The 17,884-nt window shown below is 63.6% G+C and carries 16 protein-coding genes; 5 read left to right on the top strand and 11 right to left on the bottom strand.

The window, feature by feature from the left end:
* Positions 1 to 6: 6 nt before the first annotated feature.
* From PQV96_RS13180 to hemC, 3 genes are read right to left on the bottom strand one after another with little or no spacing between them, the layout of a single operon-like run.
* Complete coding sequence (locus tag PQV96_RS13180) at positions 7 to 1,119, bottom strand: uroporphyrinogen-III C-methyltransferase (protein ID WP_207373790.1); 1,113 nt, start codon at positions 1,117 to 1,119, stop codon at positions 7 to 9.
* Positions 1,116 to 1,925, bottom strand: coding sequence for a uroporphyrinogen-III synthase (locus tag PQV96_RS13175; protein WP_066695370.1), 810 nt, complete (start codon positions 1,923 to 1,925; stop codon positions 1,116 to 1,118). Before PQV96_RS13175 ends, PQV96_RS13180 begins: the two co-directional genes overlap by 4 nt.
* A 17-nt stretch (positions 1,926 to 1,942) precedes the next feature.
* Positions 1,943 to 2,887: a hydroxymethylbilane synthase gene (gene hemC, locus PQV96_RS13170; RefSeq protein WP_066695368.1), complete on the bottom strand. Its 945-nt coding sequence runs from the start codon at positions 2,885 to 2,887 to the stop codon at positions 1,943 to 1,945.
* Positions 2,888 to 3,025: 138 nt separating this feature from the next.
* Between hemC and ppc the strand changes: the two genes are divergently transcribed.
* On the top strand, positions 3,026 to 5,815 hold the full coding sequence (gene ppc / locus PQV96_RS13165) for a phosphoenolpyruvate carboxylase (RefSeq protein WP_273623156.1): 2,790 nt from the start codon (positions 3,026 to 3,028) through the stop codon (positions 5,813 to 5,815).
* Positions 5,816 to 5,875: 60 nt separating this feature from the next.
* Here ppc and PQV96_RS13160 read toward each other — a convergent pair whose 3' ends face one another.
* The 3 genes from PQV96_RS13160 to PQV96_RS13150 all read right to left on the bottom strand — a co-directional run bounded on the left by PQV96_RS13160 (position 5,876) and on the right by PQV96_RS13150 (position 10,278).
* Complete coding sequence (locus tag PQV96_RS13160; RefSeq protein ID WP_273623155.1) at positions 5,876 to 8,197, bottom strand: putative bifunctional diguanylate cyclase/phosphodiesterase; 2,322 nt, start codon at positions 8,195 to 8,197, stop codon at positions 5,876 to 5,878.
* Between the two features lie 97 nt (positions 8,198 to 8,294).
* Positions 8,295 to 9,437, bottom strand: coding sequence for an AI-2E family transporter (locus tag PQV96_RS13155; RefSeq protein ID WP_273625257.1), 1,143 nt, complete (start codon positions 9,435 to 9,437; stop codon positions 8,295 to 8,297).
* 361 nt (positions 9,438 to 9,798) lie between these two features.
* A complete protein-coding gene (locus tag PQV96_RS13150) occupies positions 9,799 to 10,278 on the bottom strand; it encodes a spherulation-specific family 4 protein (RefSeq protein ID WP_207373807.1) in 480 nt (159 codons plus the stop codon).
* 32 nt (positions 10,279 to 10,310) lie between these two features.
* Here PQV96_RS13150 and PQV96_RS13145 point away from each other — a divergent pair, with 32 nt between their 5' ends.
* Both PQV96_RS13145 and PQV96_RS13140 read left to right on the top strand, forming a co-directional pair.
* Positions 10,311 to 11,075: a hypothetical protein gene (locus tag PQV96_RS13145; protein ID WP_044398359.1), complete on the top strand. Its 765-nt coding sequence runs from the start codon at positions 10,311 to 10,313 to the stop codon at positions 11,073 to 11,075.
* A 10-nt stretch (positions 11,076 to 11,085) separates the two neighbouring features.
* Entirely contained in the window at positions 11,086 to 11,634 is a 549-nt protein-coding gene (locus PQV96_RS13140) for a FlgO family outer membrane protein (protein ID WP_273623154.1), read from the top strand.
* 112 nt (positions 11,635 to 11,746) lie between these two features.
* Here PQV96_RS13140 and flhC read toward each other — a convergent pair whose 3' ends face one another.
* From flhC to PQV96_RS13115, 5 genes are all read right to left on the bottom strand, one after another.
* Positions 11,747 to 12,295, bottom strand: coding sequence for a flagellar transcriptional regulator FlhC (gene flhC / locus PQV96_RS13135; protein ID WP_044398204.1), 549 nt, complete (start codon positions 12,293 to 12,295; stop codon positions 11,747 to 11,749).
* 57 nt (positions 12,296 to 12,352) lie between these two features.
* Positions 12,353 to 12,679 carry a flagellar transcriptional regulator FlhD gene (gene flhD, locus PQV96_RS13130; RefSeq protein WP_273623153.1) on the bottom strand — a complete coding sequence of 109 codons (327 nt, stop codon included), beginning with the start codon at positions 12,677 to 12,679 and terminating at the stop codon, positions 12,353 to 12,355.
* A 231-nt stretch (positions 12,680 to 12,910) separates the two neighbouring features.
* Positions 12,911 to 13,810 carry a sulfurtransferase gene (locus tag PQV96_RS13125; RefSeq protein ID WP_273623152.1) on the bottom strand — a complete coding sequence of 300 codons (900 nt, stop codon included), beginning with the start codon at positions 13,808 to 13,810 and terminating at the stop codon, positions 12,911 to 12,913.
* Between the two features lie 263 nt (positions 13,811 to 14,073).
* Positions 14,074 to 14,985 (bottom strand): DMT family transporter, encoded by a 912-nt coding sequence (locus tag PQV96_RS13120; protein ID WP_207373784.1) that lies wholly within the window; start codon positions 14,983 to 14,985, stop codon positions 14,074 to 14,076.
* 177 nt (positions 14,986 to 15,162) lie between these two features.
* Positions 15,163 to 16,302, bottom strand: a complete 1,140-nt coding sequence (locus PQV96_RS13115; protein ID WP_207373783.1) for an aromatic ring-hydroxylating oxygenase subunit alpha — start codon at positions 16,300 to 16,302, stop codon at positions 15,163 to 15,165.
* Positions 16,303 to 16,610: 308 nt separating this feature from the next.
* Between PQV96_RS13115 and xseB the strand changes: the two genes are divergently transcribed.
* Complete coding sequence (xseB, locus tag PQV96_RS13110) at positions 16,611 to 16,853, top strand: exodeoxyribonuclease VII small subunit (protein WP_044398212.1); 243 nt, start codon at positions 16,611 to 16,613, stop codon at positions 16,851 to 16,853.
* Entirely contained in the window at positions 16,850 to 17,806 is a 957-nt protein-coding gene (locus tag PQV96_RS13105) for a polyprenyl synthetase family protein (protein WP_207373782.1), read from the top strand. The genes xseB and PQV96_RS13105 overlap by 4 nt, the downstream gene beginning before the upstream one ends.
* The last annotated feature ends 78 nt before the right edge of the window (positions 17,807 to 17,884 follow it).

The raw sequence follows: 17,884 nt of genomic DNA, 5'->3' as shown, positions 1-17,884 counted from the left end.
CCCTCTTTAGCGGCCTGCGGCGGCAGTAGCCAGCGCAGAGAGGGTTTCATCCAGCCGTGGTAGTTCAGCGCCTTTCATGTGCTGCTGGGCTTGCTGCAGCATGGTGGCTGCGTTCTGGGTGCGGCGCGAGGCGGGGTCAAAGTATTTGTTCAGCGCTGCGGTGGCGGCCGTCAGGTCGGCCCGGGCTGAGTCGTATTGCCGAGCCAGCACGCCCAGGCGGGCATTGAGCAGCTTGAGCTTGAGGTTTTCGCGCAGGAAGAAGGTCTGGTCAGGGGCCAGCAAGATGGCTTCGGGCTGATCAATGCGGCTGACGCGTACCAGCCCGCGGGCTTCGTCGCGCACCACTTCCCAGCTACGTTGCAGGGTGGCTTGCCACCAGGGCAGGTCGGCCAGGTCAGTGGCGGTGCTGGTTGCAGCGGGTGCTGACAGGCGCCGCGTGGCTGCTGCCTGCGCCACGGCGTTGAGCACGGGCAGGTCATCCACCTGGCGTACCAGCTCGTCCAGCCGACCCAGCAGGCCGGCGGTGTCCGTCACAGCGGCGCGGGTCAGCCGGTCCAGATCGCGGCCGATGGCCCTTTGCAGGGGCGCCAGGCGCGGCTGGGCGGCGCGCTCGATGCGCTGATTGGCCGATTTCAGGGCTGCGACCAGTGGATCGAGGCTGCCAGTGAGCTGGGCCTGTTGCTGCGCCAGCCTGATGGCCGATTCAATGTCCACCACCAGGTTTTCGTCGCGTGAGCGCGACAGGCTTTGCATCAGCTCTTCAAGCTGGCTGCGTTGCAGCGCCACTTCGCTCACGCGGGCTTCTGCCACTGAAAGCCGGGCAGACGTTTCTCGGACTTGATCTTCCGCTTGCCGGGCGATGGTGCGCGCCTCAATGGCCAGCGCCCCCGAGTCTGCCGACTGCCGCGCCAGCTGTTCCTGGATGCCGGTGAGCTTTTGCCACAGCATGACGCTGCTGGCGAGTGCCGCTGCCGCCACCACGCCCAGCAACAAATGGGTGATGCCCACGCCCGTAGTGCGCCCAGGCGCGGCTGCTGGCGCTGTCACTGCCTCAGCGGGGGGCGGTGCAATGGTGGCGGCAGGGGGTTGTGGAAGATCGTTGGGTGGCGCAGAGCTCATGCGCCTGATTCTATCGATGCCACCACGTCCGCGAGGGCTGGACGGCATTCACGCACCTCGCCAAAGCCGGCGTCGTGGGCTGCCTGGGCAATGCGGGGGTGGGTGGCCAGTGCGCGGGCGGTGTGCCAGTGGTGCTGCGGCAACGCTTCAACCAGATGGGCGACGGCTTCGGAGCTGCTGAGCAGCCACAGGGATCCGTTGTGGGATGCCTGGCGGGCGAGGGCCAAATCATCCACCGATAGCTGCGGGGCGCCACGCTCGTAAGCCACCACGAAGTCCACATGCCCCCCGGCGGCTTCGATCTGGCGGGCCAGCCAGTCGCGACCGGAACCCTTGGTTTCGTGCACGCCGGCAGAGCGGCCGCGCACGATCAGGATGCGATCCCCCGGGCGAACCTGGGTGTGGACTTGCTCCCACAGCGCTTCGGAGTCGAACTGCGGTGCGTGGGCTGCGGGCCCATCAATCAGGGGGGCGGGCCAGCCAGCCTCTTGCAGCACGCGCGCCGTGCCGGGGCCAGGTGACCATGCTCTTGTTTTGATAGCTGCTGGCGCTTGATGGATGGGCGCTAGAGCATGAAATGATTCAAGAAAATACAAGGCAGCATTGCCGCTGACAAACATGGCAGCGCGGTAGCTGTTCAAACGGCTGCATGCTTGCTGCAGGGCCTGTTGCAGTTCGGGGCCGGAGGCGGGGGCCACGTGAATCAAGGGCAACGCTACCGCAGCAATGCCTCGCTGGGTCAACTGGCCCACCCAGTGCGCGGCTTCGCGCGCTGGCCGGGTCACGATGACTTGCGGGGGATGCAAGGCGCCGCCCGGGTGATTCAGCCCGCGGTGGCAGGCGTTGCGCCGACGGCCCCGCCATCGCGCAGTTGCTGCGCAATGGCAAGCCCCAAAGCGTCCGCCTGGGCCTGCGTGGTGACGGTGGCGCTGGCGCTGGCGCGCACCAAGGGGAGTTTGCCTTCCGTGTCGCCCCATGCGGCATCGAGCTGCAGGGTGGTGCCTGTCAAGGTGCCGTGGGCGGCCAAGGGCATAGAGCAGCTGCCACCCATGGCACGGCTTACCGCGCGCTCGGCCGTCACCGTCAGCCAGGTGGGTATGTGGGCCAGCGGCGCAAGGGCGTCGATCAAATCCTGGCGATCACTGCGCACTTCAATGCCCAGGGCCCCTTGGCCCGCGGCAGGCAGCATGGCGGTGGGGGCGAATGTGGCGCGGATGCGCTCGCCCATCTTCAGCCGTTTGAGGCCCGCTGCGGCCAGAACAATCGCGTCGTACTGGCCTTCGTCGAGCTTGCGCAAACGGGTGTCGAGGTTGCCGCGCAGGGGCTCAATCTTCAGGTCAGGCCTCAGGGCTTGCAGCAGCACTTGGCGGCGCAGGCTGGATGTGCCCACCACCGCACCTTGCGGCAGCGCTTCCAGGCTGGCGTAGCGCGGTGAAACGAATGCGTCACGGGGGTCTTCTCGCTCCATCACGCAGGCCAGTGCGAAGCCTTCAGGAAGCTCCATCGGAACGTCTTTGAGCGAGTGCACGGCGATGTGGGCGCGGCCTTCTTCCAGCGCCACTTCCAGCTCTTTCACGAACAGCCCCTTGCCCCCCACCTTGGATAGCGAGCGGTCCAGAATCTGGTCGCCCTTGGTGGTCATGCCCAGCAGTTCCACCGAGTGGCCCCTCGCGCGCAAAAGTGCCTGTACATGCTCTGCCTGCCACAGCGCCAGGCGGCTTTCGCGGGTGGCGATGACGATGGAAAGGGGGGATTGGACGGGGCTCAAGTTCGTAACCTGTTTGTAATCATTCTGCGGCGGGCGATGCTAGCATGCGCCCGCATCGGTGACCTTGATGTGGCGCGTGTCTATTGCAGTAGCGGCGCTGATCGGGCACCTCTTTCCCATCTCTGGAGACCCTCGCGCATGAAACGATCCGACAAGGACCAGCCCCTGATTGACGATATCCGCCTGCTGGGGCGTATTTTGGGCGACGTGATCCGTGAGCAAGAGGGTGTGGAAGCTTACGAACTGGTCGAGCAGGTGCGCAAGCTGTCTGTGGCTTTCCGCCGCGATGCCGACCAGGAGGCCGACCGCGCGCTCAAGAAGCTGCTCAAGTCCCTCTCGGGCGACCAGACGGTGAGCGTGATCCGCGCCTTCACCTACTTCAGTCACCTGGCCAACCTGGCCGAAGACCGCCACCACATCCGCCGCCGCGCCGTGCACGAGCGTGCGGGCGATACGCAAGAAGGCAGCATCGAGGTAGCCCTGTCACGCCTGCGCTGGGCCGGCATTGCGCCCAAGACGATTTCGCAGACGCTCGCCGGCAGCTATGTGGCCCCCGTGCTCACCGCCCACCCCACCGAAGTGCAGCGCAAGAGCATTCTGGACGCCGAGCGCGACATCGCCCAACTGCTGGCCGTGCGCGATGACATCCAGGTGCGCGCGCAGCTGTACAACAGCGCCAAGGACGCGCTCACCCCTCGTGAACTGGCCGCCAACGAGGCCTTGCTGCGTGCCCGCGTGGCGCAGCTGTGGCAAACGCGCCTGCTGCGTTACAGCAAGCTCACCGTGGCCGATGAAATCGAGAACGCGCTGTCGTATTACGAAGCCACCTTCCTGCGCGAGATCCCGAAGATCTACGCCGACCTGGAAGCCGAACTGGGCCAATACCCCGTGCACAGCTTTCTGCGCATGGGCCAATGGATTGGCGGCGACCGCGACGGCAACCCCAACGTCACTGCGCAAACGCTGCAGTATGCGCTGAGCCGCCAGTCTGACGTGGCGCTGCGCCACTACCTGACCGAGGTGCACTACCTGGGTGGAGAACTGTCTTTGTCTGCGCGCCTGGTGCGGGTGTCGCCCGAGATGGAAGCCCTGGCCCAGCGCTCGCCCGACACCAGCGAGCATCGTGTGGATGAGCCTTATCGTCGCGCCCTCACCGGCATTTACGCCCGCCTGGCAGCATCGCTCAAAGACCTGACGGGCGGCGAGGCCGCGCGCCATGCCGTTGCGCCCCAGAATGCCTACGCCAGCGCAGAGGAGTTTCTGGCCGATCTGCGCGTGATTGAAGCCTCACTCAAGTCGCACCATGGCGAAGCGCTGGCGCAAGAGCGTCTGCACCCGCTGATCCGCGCTGTGCAGGTGTTTGGCTTCCATCTGGCCACGGTAGACCTGCGCCAAAGCTCTGACAAGCACGAAGAGGTGGTGGCCGAGTTGCTGGCCAAGGCGCGCATCGAGCCGAACTACGCGGGCCTGCAAGAGGCCGCCAAGCGCGCGCTGCTGATCAAGCTGCTGAACGACGCGCGCCCGCTGCGTGTGGTGGGCGCCGAGTATTCGGCCCACACCCAGGGCGAGCTGGCCATTTTTGAAACCGCCCGGGTGATGCGTGAGCGCTTTGGCCATGAGGCCATTCGCCACTACATCATCAGCCACACCGAAACCGTGAGCGATCTGCTCGAAGTGCTGCTGCTGCAAAAGGAAGTGGGCCTCATGACCGGCACGCTCGATGCCGAATCGAAGAACCACCTCATCGTGGTACCGTTGTTCGAAACCATTGAAGACCTGCGCAACGCCGCGCCCATCATGCGCGAGTTCTATGCCCTGCCCGGCGTGGCAGCATTGGTGCAGCGCAGCGGCGGCGAGCAGGACATCATGCTGGGCTACAGCGACAGCAACAAGGATGGCGGCATCTTTACCAGCAACTGGGAGCTGTACCGCGCCGAGATTGCCCTCGTCGAACTCTTCGATGAACTTGCCACCACCCATGGCATTCAGTTGCGCATGTTCCACGGCCGAGGCGGCACGGTGGGACGGGGCGGCGGCCCCAGCTACCAGGCCATCCTGGCGCAGCCGCCTGGTACGGTGCGCGGGCAGATTCGCCTGACGGAGCAGGGTGAAGTCATCGCGTCTAAGTACGCCAACCCCGAGATTGGCCGCCGCAACCTCGAAACCCTGGTGGCCGCCACGCTCGAAGCTACCTTGCTGCAGCCCACCAAGCCTGCCACCAAAGCGTTTCTGGATGCGGCCGCGCAGCTTTCGCTGGCCAGCATGGGCAGCTACCGTGCGCTGGTCTACGAGACACCGGGTTTTACCGATTACTTCTTCAACTCCACGCCCATCCGCGAGATCGCCGAGCTGAACATCGGCTCACGCCCCGCATCGCGCAAGGCCAGCCAGAAGATTGAAGATCTGCGCGCTATTTCGTGGGGCTTCAGCTGGGGGCAGTGCCGCCTCACGTTGCCGGGGTGGTTTGGCTTTGGTTCTGCTGTCGAAGCCTTTGTGAATGCCGAGGGCAAAGACCCCAAGACCCAGTTGGCCCTACTGCAGCGCATGTACCGGCAGTGGCCGTTCTTCCGCACGCTGTTGTCCAACATGGACATGGTGCTGGCCAAGAGCGACCTGGCCCTGGCCTCCCGCTACAGCGAGTTGGTGACCGATGCCCGCCTGCGCAAGAAGGTGTTCACGGCCATCGAGGCTGAGTGGCACCGCACGGCCGATGCGCTCACCCGCATCACTGGCGACAAGCAGCGCCTGGCGCACAACGCGGCCCTGGCGCGGTCCATCAAGCACCGTTTCCCGTACATCGACCCGCTGCACCATCTGCAGGTCGAACTGGTGCGCCGCTGGCGCGCGGGGCAGGGCGACGAGCGGGTGCAGACAGGTATCCACATCTCCATCAACGGGATTGCTGCCGGCTTGCGCAACACGGGTTGATTGCGCGCAGCACCTGCAGAGAAGAACAGGCGAGGTTGGCTGCAAGCCTCGCTGGATCCTTTATTCCGGCAGATATTCCAGCGGTGCCTGCTGCGTGTTCCAGTCCTCGGTGAACGAGTTGAAAAACTCCAGTGGCTTGGGGGCAGACAGCAGGTAGCCCTGCGCTTCGTCAATGCCCGCGCCAATCACCATGGCCAGTTGCTCAGGGGTTTCTACGCCTTCACACACGGTGCGCATTTTCAGGGACCGTGCCAGCTGCGCAATGTGCTGCACCACGGCCAGCGCCTCAGGGCGCTCCATGGCTTCCTGCACAAAGCTGCGATCAATCTTGAGGGTGCTGAACGGAAAGCGGCACAGGTAGCTCAGCGATGAATAGCCGGTGCCGAAGTCGTCCAGCGCCACGTGAATGCCCAGGGCGTGCAATGCATGCAGTTGCTTGAGCGCGGCTTCGGTGTCTTCGATGAACACCGATTCCGTGATTTCCAGTTCCAGCCGGTCAGCAGGCAGGCCTGTGGATTCCAGCACCGATTGCACGAGCGATACAAATTCGGGATCGGCCAGCTGTACGGGCGAGACATTCACGGCCACGCGCACGCCTTTGAGCTGGTTTTGCCCGCATTCGCACGCGTGGCGCAGCGCCCACAGGCCAATCAGATCCATCATGCCTTCTTGCTCAGCCACTGGGATGAACTCGCCAGGGCTCACTTTGCCCAACTGCGGGCTTTCCCAACGCAGCAAGGCTTCGGTGCCGGTGATTTTCCAGGTGGAGAGATCCACCTTGGGCTGCCAATGCAGGCTGAGTTCGTCGCGGCGGACAGCCTGGTGCAAGCCTTCTTCCACCTCGGCCCGCCGGCGGGTGCGTTCTCGCAATGCATGGGTGTATACGGCAGCGCGCCCCCGGCCATGGGCCTTGGCGTCATACAGCGCAATGTCGGCCCGCACCAGCAATTCGTCCACATGGGTGACTTCACCGTCTATCAGCGCAATGCCTACGCTGGCGCCCACTCGCAATCGCCGCTCTTTGATCTGGTAGGGGCGTGAGAGTGCCGTCACCAGCCGTGCGGCCAGTGCTTGCGCTTCGGTGGGGTCTCGCTCGGCGTCGTTGTGGTGCAGCAATATGGCGAACTCATCCCCGCCGAGCCGGGCCACCAGGCTGTGGGGCGGTGCATGTTGCAGCAAACGCTCAGCCACGCAGGTGAGCAGCGTGTCGCCTACGGAGTGTCCCAAGGTGTCATTGACGGTCTGGAAATGGTCCAAGTCCAGCAGCAGCAACGCACCCGAGGGGGGATGCACCCGCAGTTGCTGCTCAATGGCACTGTGCAATGAAAGCCGGTTTGCCAATTGGGTGAGGGAGTCGGTGTGCGCCTGCCGCTGCAACCGCTCCTGCGCTTGTGCCACGGCGGTGCGGTCTGACATCACACCCCGCCAGCCTGAGGGTTGCCCCAGTTCATCGAACAAGGGCTTGCCCTGGAGCGCCAGATGGCAGTGCTGGCCACCCTGTTCAATCACCACAGCCACGTTATGGAATGGCACGCCTTTCGCCAGCGCCTGGGCCAGGTCGCCGCTGCCACTCAACGTATGTTGCTCCAGCCAAGACACTAGCGAGAGGCCCCGGAGCGTGTCAGGTGCGGTGTGCAGCAGCTTGGCCAAGCGCGCAGAGGGCTGCTGCAAGCGGCCCTCGGTGTCGATTTCCCACAGGGCGTCGGTTGCTCGCTGCTCGAAGTCCTGCAACACCACCGCCAGCATTTGCTCGTGCCGGATGGCCTCGTTTTTGGCCAGGATCAGCGCGGTGGCCTTGCGCCAGTACGAAATGCCGCCGACGAGCACCATGAACGCATACAGCAGCACCAGAAGGGCAAATGCGATGAACTGCGGTTCTCCTGCACGCGCCAGAGCCCACAAGGCCGACGCTGCGAACACTGCCACATACGCCATGCTCGCCAGCGGCAGGGCGCCCAACACAAAGGCGCCGGCCCCCATCATCCCGGTGAACAAGGCGGTAATCGCCACCTGCTGGCTGTGCCCTGCATCGGCGAACCACACCACGGGAAGAAAACCCCAGGCCAGCGCCAGCACGCCAGCGTGCAGGGTAGAGCGGCGGATAGCGCGGCAGGACACCTGGGTGGAGCTGCGATTCCGGAACCGGAACCAGCTGAGCAGCGACATGCTGGCCAGCGTCATCATCACCGCCCACCAGCTGAAAAGCCCTGCGGTCAGGCTGTCTTTGAAGCTCCACAAAATGAGTGAAGCATTGCCCATGTTGGCCGCCATGGCCATGGGGGTCAGTCGCAGGACGGCACTGAGGTGCTCATGGCGTATGCGCCCTGCCGCGGCTCCGGTGTCCCCATACATAGTCCTGATGCCGCTGCGCAGGAGACGCATTTCGGAGAGGAATGAATTTAGCATTGATGTTAGTTTTAACATATCGTAGCAAAACTACGATCAACCTCGTGGAGCAGAGGCCCTCCATCATCAGGGTTTAGTCGCTCAGCAGCTCGCCCACCGCCTTCAAGTCTTCTACCCGGTCGCACACCGCCTTCACGGCCATCATGACCGGAATGCCCAATAGCAGCCCCCACAGCCCCCACAGCCAGCCCCAGGCCAGCACGCTCACGAACACGGCGACGGGGCTCATGCTGCTGGTGCGGCTGGTGAGCCAGGGGGTGAGCAGGTTGCCGACGATGGTGTGGATCACGAGCGATGCACCACCAATGGCCAGGGCCATGTCGAACGAGCCGAACTGCAGGAAGGCCACGAGCGCCGATGCCCCGGTGACCAGCGCAGAGCCAATGTACGGCGCCAGGTTGAGTACCCCCGCCACCACACCCCATACGGCCGCGTTTTCTAGCCCCAGGGCCCAATAGGCCAGGCCCGTGGCCGCGCCCACCAGCACACTCGTGAAAACCTGCACCAGCAAATAGCGCTGAATCTGGTTGGTAATGTCTTCCAGCACATGGATGGTGATCTTGCGGCGCTCCAGGCTGGTGCCCGCAATGCGCAGCAGCTTGTTGCGAAACAGGTTGCCCGAGGCCAGTGCGAAAAACGTGAGAAACACCACCACCGTGAGTTGACCTAGTGCAGACATCAACCCCATGGTGCCGCTCCACAGGTAGTCACGCACATTGAATGGCGGGCGCTCCACCACCACCCGCTGCACACCGCGCCGGGGTGGGCTGGTGGTGCTGTTTTCGGTGGCGGCCTGCTCGATCTGGGTGGCCGCCTTTTGCACGGTGTCCAGCGGGCTGCTGCCGCCCGCCCGCGCCTTGAGGTTGTCGCGCACTTTCTTGGCGGCCACGGGCAACGAGTCCACCAATTGGGTGGCGCCATCGCTCAACGACCATGCGGCGCTGGCCAGCCCCAGCACCAGGCTGATGAGCAGTGCGCCGGCGCTGAGCCAGCGTGGTACGTGGTAGCGGTACAGCACTTCCACCAGGGGGCGCAGCGCGGTGGTCAGCAGCAGGCTCAGCATGATGGGGATGAACACGGCGCTGGCCCAGTGCAGCAGCGCCACACTGGCGAACAGCGCCAGCAAGGCCAACGACAGGTTGCGCACATCCACAGGCATGTGGAGCATGAGGGGCGCGGGGGCAGGCGGGGAGGCGGGGGGCTCTGTGCCAGTCATGGCTTCGCGCGGGGCATCGTCCGCTGCCGCCTGCGCTGCATCGGCGCTGCAGGGGGTTTCTTCCGAGTGCGGCGCCAGGGCCGCGCCCGGCTCTGAGGGCAGTGTGGGGGAGGGCTGTGGAGCTGTAACAGACGCGTTCATGCGCGGATTGTGGGGCAGCTCCAGCCCGCTGTGTGTAGGTGGCCGCCTGCGTCGCAATTTAGCTGCTAAAGCCTTTAGCAGAGCCTTCTACAGCGGTTGAGCAACTTGGGCGAAGCACCACAGCCATTGCTGGGGTGTGGGCACGGCTTTAGTCGGTGGATTTGCGTTCAGTGGCAAGGCCCGGGCTGCATCAGCACCGGCCTTGCTCCCCCGTCCTTGTTCAGCAGAAAGGAAGGGTGCGTTTCTTGTTGATGGCGTCCACCGTGCCCAGCAGCTGTGGCCAGTAGGTGGGCAGCGCCGACCAAGGCGTTCCGATGGTCAGGTTGGTGGGGTAGACCATGCCTGTGTTCATGCGTGGGCTGTTGGCCTTGGCCAGCGCCGTCTGCATGTCGGTGCATGTGCTGGCGGTGTGCAGCAGCATGGCCTGGGCGGTGTTGTCCTTCGCGTAGATCCAGGTGTGAGCAGGTTGCGGGTCAATGGCTTGGTAGGCAGCGGTGTTGCCGGCATACGTGACCAGCAAATCGGCCACGCCTGTGCCGGAGTTGGCGCTGGCGTAGGCAGCTGCAGGGTAGGTGCCGGGGTTGCCGATCACGCTGTACTTTCCGCCGTCTAGGCTCTTGACATAGGTGTGCCAGGCGCGCGCTGCGCCAAGCGGCGGAACCTGTGTTTTGGGCGGAAAAACAGGCCTTGTTGCCCGGATTGCGCGGCTGGTACGCCGCTACGATGCGTGCCATGCCCTCTTGCACATTCCGCACTTCTTCTGCCGCTTTCTTGGCGGCCTTGCTGCTGGCTGGCTGCGGCACGCTGGATGTGCCGCGCGCTGACAACTACCCCGCCACGGGCCAGAAAAAGGCCCGGGCCGTTCACCACTGGGACGTGCTGGCCAATGACGTGGCGGCCCGGGTGGCAGAAAAAATTGCCGCCTGGCCTGCGGGGGAGCATCCCATTCATCTCACGGTGACTGACAAATCCAGCTTCAGCCAAGGCTTCCTCAAGCTGCTGCGTGTGCAATTGCTCAACCGGGGCGTGACATTGGCAACGGGGCCCACCGAGGTGGAACTGCAAATCGAGGCCCAGCTGGTGCAACACCTGGAGCCGCTGTCTGCAAGCTCGCCCGTGCCGCTGCACTGGACTGCCCTGGGGGCGGGCGTGGGCGTGTGGCGCGATTGGCGCGAGCACTACCCGGACCGCAGCCTGCTGCCTGGAATGGCCACGCTGCTGGGCGTGGGCACAGGCCTGGCGGTAGACCTGGCTCAGCGCTACACGCAAGGTGATGCGGCGGGTGGCCCCACGCGCACGGAAGTGCTCATCACCACCTCGCTGAAAACCACCGACCGCTACCTGGCGGGCTCGGCCGACCTGTATTACATAGAACGTGGCGATGCGCCGTTGTATTTGCCAGAGCCGCCTCCACCGCCTCCGCCGCCACCCACGCCGGTCAAGAGCTGGCGAGTGACCGCGCCAACGCCCGTGTGGGCGACCCCCGCCACGCCATGAGCCGCTTGCCATGAAACGCCGAAATTTCTTCAGCGCCGCTGTGCTCATCGGTCTGACCGGGTGCAGCAGCTTTTATTACGGTGACAAGCCGGGTACGACCTGGTTTCCCACCGACCTGATCGAAGCCAACCACCGTGCGGTGGACGCCTTGCTGGCCAACGCGCCGCTGGATGCGCAGCATCCGGTGATGGTGGCAACACTGGTCCAGGTGGACCGGCTGAGCGAGTCCTCGCGCCTGGGGCGCATCTTCTCTGAGCAAATCGCCGGGCGCATGGTGCAGCGTGGCGTGCGCGTGGTGGAGTTGAAACTGCGCGACAGCGTGGCGCTGCAAAGGGACCAGGGCGAACTGCTGCTGTCGCGCGAGGTGCGCGAAGTGAGCCAGAGCCATGATGCGCAAGCGGTGGTGGTGGGCACCTATGCAGCGTCAGCGTCGGCGCTGTACATCAGCCTGAAACTGGTGACCCCGGCGGGCAACACCGTGGTGGCTGCCCACAACTACGCTGTGCCCATGGATGAGAACGTGCGGGCGTTGCTCGCCAGCGGTGGCTTGCGCTACTGACAAGGGCTGAAAAACCAAAAGCGAGCGTCAAGCTCGCTTTTGGCTTTGGCTTTGCTATTTAATTGATAGCTGATGGCGCTTATTTATCAAGCGATAGAGGCCATTTTGTTCATCAATGCAGCATCAACGCACCGGCAGACTTGCTCTTGCCTGCGCGTGCGGGTGGGTTGCACAGGCCGCAGGTGAAGTGGCGGTTTTCATACAGCTCGGTCACAAACTGGCCGCCGCACTGGCTGCACTTGGTGCGGGTGAGCATGCCTGCGTCCACAAACTTCACCAGGCGCCATGCGCGGGTGAAAGACAGCAGCGGCTCGATCTCGGCGGTGGCCACTTGTTCGTTGTACAGGCGGTAGGCCTTGGTCAGCAGTTCCACCGAATCCAGATCCACGCCCTTGGACAGGTATTCGTAGATGTTCAGGAACAGCGAGCTGTGGATGTTTTCTTGCCAGGTCAGGAACCAGTCGGTCGAGAAGGGCAACTGGCCTTTGGAGGGCGACTTGCCTGCGATTTCCTTGTACAGGCGGATCAGGCGCTCGTACGACAGAGTGGTTTCCGACTCCAGCACCTGCATGCGGGCTCCCATCTGGATGAGCATGGCAGCGCGTTCGATCTGCTTGGATTCATTCAGCACGCTTTTGGCGACGGTGGGAGTGGCGGTCATGGCAGGCTTTCGAGAAATGGTCGGGTTCGAGGGCGAAGAGCGAGAAGTGGGTGTGCCTTACAGCACTTCCGACACGCGGCTGGCCATCAGGATGTTGGCGTGCAGGGTGTTGGTGGCTTCGTTGCCCACCTTCTTGGCCGTGTGGTTGGTCAACAAGCTCCACACCAGGTTGTCGTCCACGCGGAAGCTGCACAGCAGCGTGTTGCATGACGCCAGCTTGAGCACCTGGGCGGCCGACAGCGAGGCCAGGATGTCCGCGGCTTCTTCGTTCAACCCCAGACGGAACACGGCTTCGGCCTTGTCCTGGCGAATCAGGTTCTGGGCCAGCATCAGGTAAGTGAGGTTGGCTTCGCGGATTTCGGCGAGGATTTGTTCGTTGGTCATGGCGGCTTCCTTTTCCATTGGCTGGATCTGCGTTTCATGCGGTTGCATGTTTTGCGTGATCCGTTGAAATGGATTGTGAAACTGCCCCAATCAAAAATTAAGTCCGTTTTTGACTGTGCCGAGTGTCTGGTTTTGGGTGGGCGTTTGTAGGAATTTGCCTTACACGCGCCGAAGGCTTTGGCTTGCAGCGCCCTTGTAAAACGCTGCTACTTGGCAGCACCCCAGGGCTGCTCAGCCCCGCTCGACCGGACGCGCCGGGTCGCTGCACCATTCGCTCCAGCTGCCCGCAAAAAGTGATGTTTTTCCGAGACCTGCGACTTCCATGGCCAGCAGGTTGGGGATGGCGCTGACCCCGCTGCCGCATTGGTGCACCACGGTGTCAGGGTTACGGCCTGCCAAAAGTTCATCGAACTCGGCGCGCAGCAGTGCTGCGGGCTTGAAGCGGCCGTCTGAACCCAGGTTCAGGCCAAAGGGCCGGTTCAGCGCGCCCGGAATGTGACCGGCCACAGGGTCCAGCGGCTCTGTCTCGCCCCGGTAGCGTGGTGTGGCCCGCGCATCCACCACCGTCTGCGTGGGCTGCTGCAAATTTTGCAGCACTTCGCTGGCTGTGACCAAGCGGCGCAGCGGCGTGTGCAAGGTGAAGTGGCTTTGAAAATGCGCGGGCTCGTCGCCACTGGCCACAGCGCCACCTGCGGCCTGCCAGGCTTGCAAGCCGCCGTCGAGCACGGCCACCGCATCGTGGCCTGCCCATTTGAGCATCCACCACAGCCGCCCGCAGTAGTTGGCGCCCTGGCGGTCATACACCACGGCTTGCATGTCGTTGGAAAAACCCACGCTCGACAGCCACATGGCAAAACGTTCACGGCTGGGCAAAGGGTGGCGGCCGCCGGATGCAGGCTGGTCTGCCTCTTGTGCCACCAGCGTGCCATGTGCGCCTGGCGCACCGTGCTTGGCACTCAGGTTCTTGTCCAGGTCGGCATATACGGCGCCAGGAATGTGGGCCTGCGCAAATTGCTGCGCCCCAGCAGATGGGCTGGTCAGGTCAAAGCTGCAGTCAAACACCATCAGTGGCTGGCCGCTGGCGATCAGTGCTTGCAGTTCCGTGGCGGCAATCAGGGTCGTGTAGGTCATGGGTGAATGCTCCGGGAGGCGCACATCGGCGCGCGGTGGGCGAGGGCAGGGGTGGTGCAAAAAGCCTATTTTGCGCCGTGCGCATGTCGCCAGGGATCCTCGGCACGAATTGAGCGGAAAGTGTGCGCTGCGGATCGGGATGGGCTGCAAGGCGCAAAGCGCAGCAATAGCAGCAGCTATTGCGAGCATTTGCAACGCCGCAGACCGCTCGAGTCCGCAGATGCACACGGCGCGGTGATTCGTGCAGAGGCTCCCTGGGTGTATCAGTGTTCTTCCGCAGGGGTGTCGGGTGCGGCGCGCGCGCGCAGCACGGTGGCCACAATGCCGCTGCCCACGATCAGCACCATGCCCAGCCACCCAATCGGGGGGATCTGGTCGTTGAACAGCGCCACGCTGTAGATGGCGGCGAACACAATGCCCGAATACTGCAAATTGGCCACCACCAGCGTGCCGCGCGATGTTTTGGCTGTGGAGTAAGCGCGCGTCATGCACAGCTGCCCTGCTGCCGCCAGAACGCCGATGGGCAGCAACCACAGGGCGGGCCAGCCCGGCCAGGCCGACGTGCCATTGAAAACCATGGCCACACCTCCCGCCACAGCCGAGCCCACGGCAAAGTAAAACACGGTGCGCGATTCAGGCTCGCCCAATCGCGAGAGCGCCACCACCTGCATGTAGGCAAACGCGGCCGTCATGCCCGAGAGGAGTCCCACCAGGCCCGCGAACGCCTGGTTCTGGTCCAGGCTGGGGCGCAGCATGAGCACAACGCCCACGAACCCCGTCAGCACCGTGAGGACCAGCGAGCCCTGAAATGCCGGGCGCGGGGTGGCGGCAGTGGGGCGCCAGGCCATCAATGCGCCGCCCACCAGGAAGGCGGCAATCCACACGCTGCTCATGTAGTTGAGCGTCATGGCGGTGGCCAGGGGGAGTTTGCCGATGGCATAGAACCAGGTGCCCAGAGAGGCCACCCCCACCAGGCTGCGCCAGGCATGCATGCCGGGGTAGCGGGTTGCCAGGGTGATTTGTTGGGACCGCGCCAGCATCCACAGAATGGCGATGCCAATGAGGCCGCGGTAGAAGACCAGTTCTGCTGCGTTGAAGTGGGCCGAAGCCATCTTCACGCACACCCCCATGCTGGCAAATATGAAGGCGGCCAACACCATCCAAAGTGCTTGCATGGAACGTGGAACCTGATCAGTGAGTTGAAATAAAAATAGCCGCCGAGGCTGGAGTTTCCAGCGCTGGCAGCTATTCTAATGAGAGCGGCAAGGGCACGTCCGTGTGACTGGCGGCGGTTTACCGCTGTATTTGGACGATTGGCTTTTGGCCGCGGATGGGTGAGGAGCCGGGTGGCCTCAGCGTTGAGGCACCGCGCTGCCCATGGTCTGGCGGTACCACTCGTGAAAGTGCTGCATGCCGTCTTCCATGGGGCTCTGGTAGGGGCCGACTTCGTTGTCGCCACGTTCCAGCAAGGCCTTGCGGCCCGCGTCCATGCGTTCGCCGATCTCGTCGTCTTCGATGCAGGTTTCCATGTAGGCGGCCTTCTGCGCCTCCACGAATTCGCGCTCGAAGGCTGCGATTTCTTCGGGGTAGTAGAACTCCACCATGTTCAGCGTCTTGGTCGGGCTGATGGGATGCAGCGTCGAGACCGTGAGCACGTGCGGATACCACTCCACCATGATGTGCGGGTACAGCGTGAGCCAGATGGCTCCGTGCTTTGGTGGCACGCCGTTACGGTACGCCAGCAGGGCTTCATGCCAGCGTTCGTACACCGGGCTGCCGGCCTTGCCCAGGCGGTTGGCCACGCCCACGGTTTGCACCGAATAGTTCTTGCCGAACTCCCAGCGCAGGTCGTCGCAGGTCACAAAGCTGCCCAGGCCAGGGTGGAAGGGGCCGACGTGGTAATCCTCCAGATAGACCTCGATGAAGGTCTTCCAGTTGTAGTTGCACTCGTGCAGTTCCACATGGTCGAGCACATAGCCGTCAAAGCTCAAATCGGCCTTCGGGCCCATTTGCGCCAGATCTGTCGCCACGTCGTAGCCGTTGTCTTCAAACAGCAGGCCGTTCCACTCGCGCAGCTTGTAGTTGTTCAGGTTCAGGCAGGGGTCGTGCGCGAAGTGCGGCGCGCCCAGCAATTCGCCCTTGGGGCTGTAAGTCCAGCGGTGCAGGGGGCACACAATGTTGCCGCCTGCGCTGCCTTTTTGCTGCGTTTGCAGCGAGCCCTTGCCCTTGAGCATCACGGCCTGGCGGTGGCGGCACACGTTGGAGATGAGCTCCACCCCGCCGTGGGCGTTGCGCACCAAGGCACGGCCCTCGCCCTCTTGGGGCAATGCGTAGTAATCGCCCGCATTGGGCACAGAAAGTTGGTGCCCCATGTAGCGGGGCCCGCGCTGGAAGATGGTCTCCAGCTCGCGCTGGAACAGCGCATCGTCAAAGTAGCTTGAAACTGGTAGTTGGCTTGCAGCCTGCTGCAGTTGAAGACTTAAATCAGACATGGGTGACCTGACCTAAAGACTCCCCACAGGGAGAAAGTGCGGGAGGTGCGCAAATGCGCATCTGGAAAAAAGAAACCGGCTAGGGGAGATAGCCGGCTCGACGAAAATGGGATTATAGGCGGTGGGGTTATTCCCGCGCACCCCTTGCGTGTATTGGTGCCGCGGGCTTGACCCAGAGCAGGGTTTGCGCAAGTTCATCACTGCCTGCTGAAAAGCGCTTGGCACGCGCAAACGTGTCCCCAAGGCAAAGCTCTGTGGATGCTGCGCCTAAAATCCTTGGTTTTACCTGCGCCAGCCGCCCACTGTCCATGCCCAAGGCTTCTCCCAAGACCGATCTGCCCAACGAACCCGCCAGCTATGAGCTGGCGCTGGAAGAATTGGAGCAACTGGTTGGCCGCATCGAATCCGGCCAGATGCCCTTGGACCAGATGCTGGCTGGCTACCAGCGGGGCGCTGCCTTGCTGGCGTTTTGTCGCAAGCGGCTCGATGCAGTGCAAGACCAGATCAAGGTATTGGACGAAGGCAGTCTGCAAGCTTGGGGGCAAGAATGAGCGCCGCCATGATTCCTGCATCTCTGACCGCTTGGGATTTGAACGGGTGGAGCAAGCACCACCTGGGCCGAGTGGAAGACGCGCTGTCTCGCTGGGTGGGCATTGAGGCCCCGGCAGGTCTGGGCGATGCCATGCGCTACGCCGTTCTGGATGGTGGCAAGCGCCTGCGCCCCTTGCTCGTGCTGGCGGCTTACGAGGCGGCCCTCAGCGCCCAATCGACCGCATTGGATGTGACGCAGCGTAGCGGTGCTGATGAAGCCGCTCTGCGCGCGGCGTGCGCTGTAGAACTGATTCACGCGTATTCGCTGGTGCACGACGACATGCCATGCATGGACAACGATGTGCTGCGCCGTGGCAAGCCCACCGTGCACGTGCAGTTTGGCGAGGCCCAGGCTTTGCTGGCTGGCGATGCGTTGCAGGCGTTCGCTTTTGAGCTGCTGACCCCCGACGATGAACGGATTTCAGCCGCTGTGCAGGCCCATCTGTGCCGCCAACTGGCCCATGCCGCGGGCTCAGCTGGCATGGCCGGAGGGCAGGCGATTGATTTGGCAAGCGTCGGCTTGTCACTTACCGAAGACCAATTGCGCCAGATGCACCGCCTCAAGACTGGAGCGTTGCTCGAAGGCAGCGTGATGATGGGCGCGACCTGTGCAGGGGCTCAGGCCACAGCCCGTGCCGCTCTGGAAAACTACGGAGCGGCGGTGGGCCTGGCCTTTCAAGTGGTGGATGACATCCTGGACGTCACGGCAGACTCGGTCACGCTGGGCAAAACCGCGGGCAAAGACGCTGCCAGCGACAAGCCGACCTATGTGTCGCTGCTGGGGCTGGAGCGCGCTCAGCAGTACGCTTCGCAGTTGCTTGAACAAGCCCATGCGGCCTTGGCCGATAGTGGCCTGCCTGACGTGCGCGCCCTGGCGGCTTTGGCTGACATGGTGGTGCGCAGGTCGCACTGACTTGTTATCGGGACTGCCTTGCCAGTTGCGTTCAGATTGATGTTTAAATCAGCCGCTAGCGCTTGATATATAAGCGCT

Source organism: Acidovorax temperans, assembly GCF_028596105.1.
GTDB classification, from domain to species: domain Bacteria; phylum Pseudomonadota; class Gammaproteobacteria; order Burkholderiales; family Burkholderiaceae_C; genus Acidovorax; species Acidovorax temperans.
This window is presented reverse-complemented; position numbering and strand designations above follow the sequence as displayed.

Bases quoted from the DNA above. Each gene is read 5' to 3' on its own strand.
- PQV96_RS13180 (WP_207373790.1), bottom strand. From the start codon at position 1,119: ATGAGCTCTGCGCCACCCAACGATCTTCCACAACCCCCTGCCGCCACC.
- ppc (WP_273623156.1), top strand. From the start codon at position 3,026: ATGAAACGATCCGACAAGGACCAGCCCCTGATTGACGATATCCGCCTG.
- PQV96_RS13160 (WP_273623155.1), bottom strand. From the start codon at position 8,197: ATGCGTCTCCTGCGCAGCGGCATCAGGACTATGTATGGGGACACCGGA.
- PQV96_RS13155 (WP_273625257.1), bottom strand. From the start codon at position 9,437: ATGACTGGCACAGAGCCCCCCGCCTCCCCGCCTGCCCCCGCGCCCCTC.
- PQV96_RS13145 (WP_044398359.1), top strand. From the start codon at position 10,311: ATGCCCTCTTGCACATTCCGCACTTCTTCTGCCGCTTTCTTGGCGGCC.
- PQV96_RS13140 (WP_273623154.1), top strand. From the start codon at position 11,086: ATGAAACGCCGAAATTTCTTCAGCGCCGCTGTGCTCATCGGTCTGACC.
- flhC (WP_044398204.1), bottom strand. From the start codon at position 12,295: ATGACCGCCACTCCCACCGTCGCCAAAAGCGTGCTGAATGAATCCAAG.
- flhD (WP_273623153.1), bottom strand. From the start codon at position 12,679: ATGACCAACGAACAAATCCTCGCCGAAATCCGCGAAGCCAACCTCACT.
- PQV96_RS13125 (WP_273623152.1), bottom strand. From the start codon at position 13,810: ATGACCTACACGACCCTGATTGCCGCCACGGAACTGCAAGCACTGATC.
- PQV96_RS13120 (WP_207373784.1), bottom strand. From the start codon at position 14,985: ATGCAAGCACTTTGGATGGTGTTGGCCGCCTTCATATTTGCCAGCATG.
- PQV96_RS13115 (WP_207373783.1), bottom strand. From the start codon at position 16,302: ATGTCTGATTTAAGTCTTCAACTGCAGCAGGCTGCAAGCCAACTACCA.
- xseB (WP_044398212.1), top strand. From the start codon at position 16,611: ATGCCCAAGGCTTCTCCCAAGACCGATCTGCCCAACGAACCCGCCAGC.
- PQV96_RS13105 (WP_207373782.1), top strand. From the start codon at position 16,850: ATGAGCGCCGCCATGATTCCTGCATCTCTGACCGCTTGGGATTTGAAC.